A 7,417-nucleotide genomic window follows, 5' to 3' on the forward strand; every position below is an offset into this window, starting at 1 on the left:
CTTGGCGCGAAATAGTTAACTTTGGGCTAGCCAATCGACAATCTGGGCATTAACAATATCTGGAACTTCATCGTGGGGACAATGACCGGCATTGGGAATGGGAACAATTTTGATTTCTTTGCCATTCTCACGCGCCTCTTCGTAAATCTTTGCCCCGGTAATTGGTGTCCAAGGATCATCAGCACCCCAAATTACTAATAGAGGACGTTCTACTTTGGGCAAAAGTTCCTCTGTACTTGGGCCAGGAGGAGCGGTAAGAATGGAGGCGAAAACTTGTTGCGCTCCTGGGTCGCAAGAGGGAGTATAAAGTAAATCGACTAATTCATCGGTGACGGCTTCACGGTTTTTGTAAACTTGGTAGAGGGTGCGGCGAATTTGGGCTTTTTGACGGATGCGGTTATAAACAAATTTACCTGTAATTGGCGATCGCACAAACCGATTAAAAGCTGCCATTACCATCCGTAGCGGTGGGTTCAGTTCGTGGGGACGATGACTCAAGCCACCCGCAGAGTTAATTAAAATACCACCAGCAGCAATTTCTGGATGTTCTACCAGTACAATTAAGCTCAAAAGTGCGCCGATGGAGTTGCCAATAAATACAGCAGGTTCGTGTATGTGTGCTGTGCAGAAATCTTTCAGCAGTTCCACCCAAACTTCCACAGTGTAATCAATGGGCGCTTTATCAGAACCGCCAAAACCTAAAAGGTCTATGGCAAACACCTGGTAGCCAGCATTAGCTAAAACTGGGATATTTTTGCGCCAGTGTCCAATAGAAGCACCAAAGCCGTGAACCAGTACCAAAGGTCGTCCTGTACCCATGACAGTGTACTGGATTTTGTAGCCCTGCCAATTCCAAATGAATTTTTCAAAGGCGTCTTGAGTTGGAAGCTGTTGTGTAGTTACAGTCATTAATAAGATTCATAAAGTGTTTCTTCAAATATATTAATGTTCTCTGACCTCATATCCTGAAGTTGCGAATAGAATTGCTGCGCTAGTTGCTTCCAATTCTTGGGGCTAAGGATAAAATAATATACTTCTAACTTTTCACCTAGCACTGATTAAATGTTAGTTCCATCTACCCCAAGGGATTAATAAGTCAAGGGATACCAAATACCCCTGTGACTTTTTAGACAAATAGTAGTGTGGGATTAAATACATGAATCAAAGTTACTTTGCTCAAATGAGCAAGTTTATTCTAGCTGCAACCTCTGTGGCAATATTTTCGCCAATAGCTTCTGCATCTGCAACTTCAGAGTTCTCTACCACCGTCGCCCAAATATCTGAGAATTCTACAGGTCAACAACTTTTAGCCGATAAGAAAGTAGAAACAAGGAGTCGTACTAATACTATTGAACGGCAAACTATCACCACAGAAAGCCGCACTAGTAATGTTTCTGCAAAAGCGAAAAAAACAGGTTTTAGCCTCGCTATTTGGGAACCATCCGGTAACTTGTCAGAGGTAATTGCTCGCATTTCTGTCAAGAGTAAAAGTAGTAAGGGCTATTTAAAAGAGCGGTTTTTGGGTGATTACAAATACAAGATTAAGCAAAAAGCAAAATTTGCTAAGGGCTTAAAAACTAGCGATCGCATCGTCGTGCGATTGTATGATGTTCAAAACCGCTTTATTGGCTACAGCGAATTTGAATGTTTGTCGGCAAATACCACAGTTAACCTGATTTTGTCAGCCAAACCTACAGAATACCAAGTAGTTCGCACTGTTTATGGTGTTGATGCTGACCAAAACGGCACTATTGATGCAGGTGCGACTACCTACGACTACTTCACTCAAGTCAGTGACCAACGTGTTAGTTTTCTAAGCAGTTCCCAAACCTTCCAAGGTAGTCAGTTCCAAGTAGAAGGTTTGTCAACAATTGCCAGAACCAGCGTTTATCCCGTCTCTTTTACTCAGGGTGAGTATGCTTTAGTGCGTCAGTCATTCATAAGCGTCTTTAGTTCCGACTTGGCAGAGGCTTTGCAAGCTACTCCAGGTAGTTTGGTGCAGGTGATTGAAGTCAGCGATAACTCTAGCTACGACATCAGCCAAATGTTGATGAATTATCGCCAAGTCGGGATGTCTCGCGCTCTCCAGGTTGGGTTTTCTGATGTTTCCACAAACTACTGGGCTAAAGATTTTATTGCCGAATTGGCTTCAATGGAAATTCTCGAAGGTTTTCCTGATGGGACTTTTCGCCCTGATGCACCAGTAACTCGCGCCCAATTTGCGGCAATGCTACGGAAAGCGTTTACCAAGGGGAAAATTCGCCAAGCAGTAGCTTTTAAAGATGTCTCAACTGGGTATTGGGCTTACAATGCCATCAGTGAAGTTTATCAAATGGGCTTTCTAAACGCTATTATTGGCAAAGATTTCAACCCCAGTCAAAGCCTTTCTCGCCTTGACATTTTAGTAGCATTAGCGCGGGGACTAAATTATCAAAGCAGTAGTTCTACGGACACAGTTTTATCTGTTTACAGCGATACAACTACTATTCGTCGTGAATATCGCAGTCTAATTGCTGCTTTAACACAACGCGGTATAGTCGTCAACTACCCCAATGTGAAGATGCTAAATGTTGAACGGGTAGCAACCAGGTCTGAAGTATCTGCTTTGCTATACCAGGCTCTGTCGAGTACTGGAAAGGTAGAAAGCATCTCTTCGCAGTATGTCGTTGGACAACCACAACAACAAGTTGCAGTGGAAGAGCAGACTGAAACTTCGACAGAGGGCGTCAAACCACGTCGCCATTGCAACCAAGGAATTGGTAATGGTGCTGAAGGCTGTGACCCAGGCAATTCCAGTCCTCACGGTGGTAGTAACGATGAAGGTGGACGCACCCCTGGTAATAAGTAACACTATTTTTTTAAGAGACGCGATTAATCGCGTCTCTACCTTGCTCAACTGTAAAATTAATTTCCTGACCATAGGAAATTTCCAGTGTATGACCATCTGGGTCTTGAATAAAAGCCCAGTAACCGACCGGATGACCCCAGTCATTTGGCCCAGCCAGCAGTATTCCCTCAGTGCGTGCCTCATTGCACAGGCGATCAATTTCCCCGCGATTCTGATAAGCTACCCCAAGATGGGATAGTGGTAATAGTGCGCCTTCTACTTTAGCTGCTTTATATTAAGACATAAAAAAACTCCGTGGTAGACTTGACCGGACGAATGTAGGTGTTGGCCTTAGTGCTTACTAAGAAAGGTGACACCATTGATAATGAAGGTAGGCGTTATCTTCACAAAATTTATGTTTTTAACTTGGTTAGACAGTAACTCTTGGCTGCTGGAAATCGGCGGGAAACGAATACTAATTGACCCTTGGCTGGTTGGTTCGTTAATTTTCAGCAACTTGGAATGGTTATTTAAAGGTTCGCGATCGCAAAATCACCCAATACCAGATAACATTGATTTGATCCTGCTGTCTCAAGGTTTAGAAGACCACGCTCATCCACCAACGCTTAAATTACTTGATCACAGCATCAAGGTTGTAGCTTCTCCCAATGCTGCCAAGGTTGTACAGCAGTTAGGTTACACCCAAGTAACAGTATTGGCTCATGGTGAAACTTTCACTTTAAATAATCAAGTTGAAATCAAGGCTTTCCCTGGCTCTCCAATTGGCCCCACTCTGGTAGAAAATAGTTATCTCCTCAAAGAATTGGAGAGTGGTTTAACTGTATACTACGAGCCTCATGGGTATCATTCCCCAGAACTTAAGCAAGCTGCACCTATAGATGTAGTCATTACACCGTTTATTGACATGACATTGCCTTTGCTTGGGCCGATTATTAAAGGACAAAATAGTGCTTTAGAAGTAGTAAAATCGTTACAACCTCAAGTAATATTACCGACTGCGGCTGGTGGTGATGTGGCATTTGAGGGATTGTTGATGAAATTGATTCAGACTAAAGGAACTGCTGAGGAATTTCGTTCGTTACTTGAGAAAAACAATCTTTCGACGCGGGTACTTGAGCCGAAACCAGGCGATCGCTTTGAACTACCATTAGAAAAACGAGCATTAGCAATCTAAGCACCTAACCCTAGCGATTAGAAATCAAGGATTTTACTGTATAGGCAAGATTTCTAGTCACCAGGGTTAATTTTGTTCAATAGCTGAATTATCTTGCATATATATTTCTAGCTGGTTAGTTGTCGGATTAGCTGCTTGAGATTTTCTTTCCTTATGGACTTGCCAATTATTTACCACCCAGATTACGTTGCTCCGCTACCTGAAGGACATCGTTTCCCGATGTCTAAGTTCCGACAACTCTACGAATTGCTGTTAGCTGATGGTGTAGCAAATCAAGAACAACTTCACACCCCCGAACGTTCACCGCTAGAATTTATAGAGTTAGTTCACACTCCAAGCTACGTTCAAGCTTACTGTGAGGGAACCCTAGATGCCAAAGCACAACGACGCATTGGTTTGCCTTGGAGTCCAGCATTAGCGAATCGTACCTGTGTGGCGGTAGGTGGTACGATACTTACTGCTAAACTGGCATTAAGTCAGGGTTTAGCTTGTAATACGGCTGGTGGAACTCATCATGCTTTTCCCAATTATGGATCTGGTTTTTGTATTTTCAACGATTTAGCGATCGCTTGTCGCGTTTTACAAAAATTCGGACTTGTCCAAAAAATCCTAATTGTAGATTTGGATGTGCATCAAGGAGATGGCACTGCTTTTATCTTCCAAGACGACGACAGCGTTTTTACTTTTTCTATGCACTGCGAAGTCAATTTCCCCGGTACTAAACAAAACAGCGATTTGGATGTTCCTTTGCCCGTGGGAATGGAAGATGATGCTTATTTACAAACCTTAGCGAATTATTTATCAGATTTATTATCTAAAGTCAAGCCAGATTTAGTATTTTATGATGCAGGTGTTGACCCTCATATAGGCGATCGCTTGGGCAAATTAGCCCTTACAGATGCTGGGATTTTTCGCCGAGAAATGCAGGTTTTAAGTACCTGTATGAGTAGCGGTTATCCCGTCGCTTGCGTCATTGGTGGCGGTTATGCTGATGATATGAAATCTTTAGTCTGGCGGCATTCTCTGCTGCATCGCGCCGCTAGCGAAGTTTATCAGCAGTACAAATTATAGTCATATCAGTTTTTAAACCCTCAGTAGTTAACTGGATGAACAACGGCAAACTTAGAATATACGAACTAGCAAAAGAATTAAATTTGGATAGCAAAAAGCTATTATTAATTTGTGAAAAACTCAAGATTGCAGTCAAAAGTCATACCAGCGCCATTTCCGAATCCGATGCAGAACGTATTCGTGCAGTAGCAAATAAACTAACAGCAAAATCCTCGAAAGCTAAAACAAACTCTGAAGATTGGGGCTATATGTTTATAGCTTCAGCAATTGATAGTTTTATCCGCCATCTTGAAGGTGAAGCTGCCCTGAAATCATATCCCGAATTTAGGGAGCGGCGCGATCGCGCCAATCAGTTAATGTTGGAATGTGTCGGTAAAAAGCCTTCTCTATTTTATGTACGTCGCAAAGGCGCGGGGAAAGAAGCAAGAGAAGAAATTTGGGATTTGACAATAGCAACAGACTCTGATGATTTTCCATTACCTGCAAGACTTGAGAAGCTCAGAAAAACATTAGGATTTAGAGCGGCTGTACCAAAAGATGGACGCGACGGGATAAAAATACTTTCGGCTCAGTTGTTACAACCCTCACGGGGACATGCTGATAGCTATGCTATACCTTGTCGCTTGCGTCTGTTACCTAATCATCAGCATCATCTCGACATTCCACCCGCAACATTAAAACGCATCGCAGCCGCGCCAGTTTGTGGCGAAAATGTGCCCACAGAAGAGCAGCTTAAAGCTTGGAAAGCATTTTTGCAGATTGAGGAAAAAATTGCTAAAGCACGTCAATTTTGTGTGCGTTACGTAAGTCATAACTATAACTTCAAAAGACGAATCAGTTTTGAAATAGATATAGCTTCAGCCACCCTTGACGGCTTTTATCAAAATTCCCTCGATGTAGAAAACTTTTGGGAACGAGCAAGACGCACGAAAAACGAAGATTTAAAGCTTTTTGAGACTGCTCCTGTCGGCAAAAATTGGATTAGTGGCCGTCAATTAGGGACTGTTGAAGAAGTTGACCCCAACCGTTGTATTATTAGTCTCAGGCTAGAACGTGACTTAGCTGAATTCATGGCAACAGAGCGTTATAAGTTGCCAGATACAGGATTTTTGTGTTTTGAGGCAGTTGGTGATATTCAGCAGATTCAGCGTAAGAAAAAAGCTTTAGATGATTTGAATAATGGTTACACCCAAAATCCATATTTGGGTAACTTTTTATTCGATGCTTCTCAGGCTAGACAAATCAAAACAACTGTTCAACTTCAACCACAAGATTTGTTATTATCTTCTGCAAATCCTGGTCAAAAAGCAGCAGTAGAAAAGGTACTTGCCGCTAAGGATCTTGTTCTCATCCAAGGGCCACCAGGTACTGGAAAAACTACCGTAATTGCCGAGATTTGCTATCAAATTGCACTTCGCGGTGGACGAACTCTAATCGCATCTCAAGCCAATTTAGCAGTAGATAACGCCCTAAGTCGATTAGTTCACAACCCTGTGATTCGCGCTGTACGAAAAGGTAGAGCCGAAAAAGTTGGGGAAGAAGGACAGCCATTTTTAGAAGACCAAGTGATTGGCAGATGGCTAGAAAATACAGCAAATGATTGTGAGAATAATCTTACTCAACGGCTCGAAAATATCCAAATTTTCAGTCAATTACTCGCATCATCAGAAAGATTTACAGCCTACTTCCAAGCAGAGGAGGAATTAAATCAGCAACAAATTAAATTCAATAAAAATAAGTTAAAAGTAGAGAGCGACTTTAATAATCAAGAAAAATCTTACAACGAAACTCTAGAAAAACAGAAGGAAGTTGAATCCTTAATTGCAGGACTAGAAAATATACTAAATACTGCACCAAATATAAACTGGGAAGCTCCAGAAGTTACAGACTTCTTACCGCTTCTTAAGCCATACACAGAAGGTAACAGTTTAGTAGAAGAATTTTTAGCAAATGTTCGTCAAACTATCAAATATACTGATGAACTTGGCTTTGTGCGTCCGGCGCTTGGTGCTTTTGGTTTAGCGGTTTGGTTGCGTGAAACTGTAGCACGAGAACTTTCTGGATTTAAAACAGCTTTGGATTCTGCTCAAAATGCAAGTAAAGCTATATCAGAAGTTGCAGCATCAGTACAGATTGTCCAACAAAATTTCGCCTCATTAAATCAGCTACAACCAGATTATGATAAATATCTTGCCAAACTGCAAAACATCCAGCAAACAATCCAGATATGGGAAAACCGCAAACGCGAAATAGATTATATTATCTCAGCAGTTAAGGAATGGAAATCTACAGCACCTTCTCTTCTCTATCAAACTTTAAAAGAA

At 41.9% G+C, this 7,417-nt stretch carries 5 protein-coding genes; 4 read left to right on the plus strand and 1 reads right to left on the minus strand.

What is annotated here, in order from left to right; all coding sequences use genetic code 11:
- Nucleotides 1–15 precede the first annotated feature (15 nt).
- Nucleotides 16–909, minus strand: coding sequence for an alpha/beta fold hydrolase (locus tag VE944_RS00895; RefSeq protein WP_324970986.1), 894 nt, complete (start codon nt 907–909; stop codon nt 16–18).
- A gap of 247 nt (nt 910–1,156) precedes the next feature.
- On the opposite strand from VE944_RS00895, the gene VE944_RS00900 reads away from it, so the two are divergent.
- The 4 genes from VE944_RS00900 to VE944_RS00915 all read left to right on the plus strand — a co-directional run.
- Nucleotides 1,157–2,848, plus strand: coding sequence for an S-layer homology domain-containing protein (locus VE944_RS00900; protein WP_324970988.1), 1,692 nt, complete (start codon nt 1,157–1,159; stop codon nt 2,846–2,848).
- A 394-nt stretch (nt 2,849–3,242) separates the two neighbouring features.
- Nucleotides 3,243–4,022 (plus strand): MBL fold metallo-hydrolase, encoded by a 780-nt coding sequence (locus VE944_RS00905; RefSeq protein WP_324970990.1) that lies wholly within the window; start codon nt 3,243–3,245, stop codon nt 4,020–4,022.
- 153 nt (nt 4,023–4,175) lie between these two features.
- Nucleotides 4,176–5,093: a histone deacetylase family protein gene (locus VE944_RS00910; RefSeq protein WP_324970992.1), complete on the plus strand. Its 918-nt coding sequence runs from the start codon at nt 4,176–4,178 to the stop codon at nt 5,091–5,093.
- 35 nt (nt 5,094–5,128) lie between these two features.
- Nucleotides 5,129–7,417 (plus strand): translation initiation factor IF-2 N-terminal domain-containing protein (locus tag VE944_RS00915; protein ID WP_324970994.1); only part of this gene is annotated, 2,289 nt, incomplete at its 3' end.

It is taken from the genome of Nostoc sp. (assembly GCF_035638895.1).
Taxonomy (GTDB): domain Bacteria; phylum Cyanobacteriota; class Cyanobacteriia; order Cyanobacteriales; family Nostocaceae; genus Nostoc.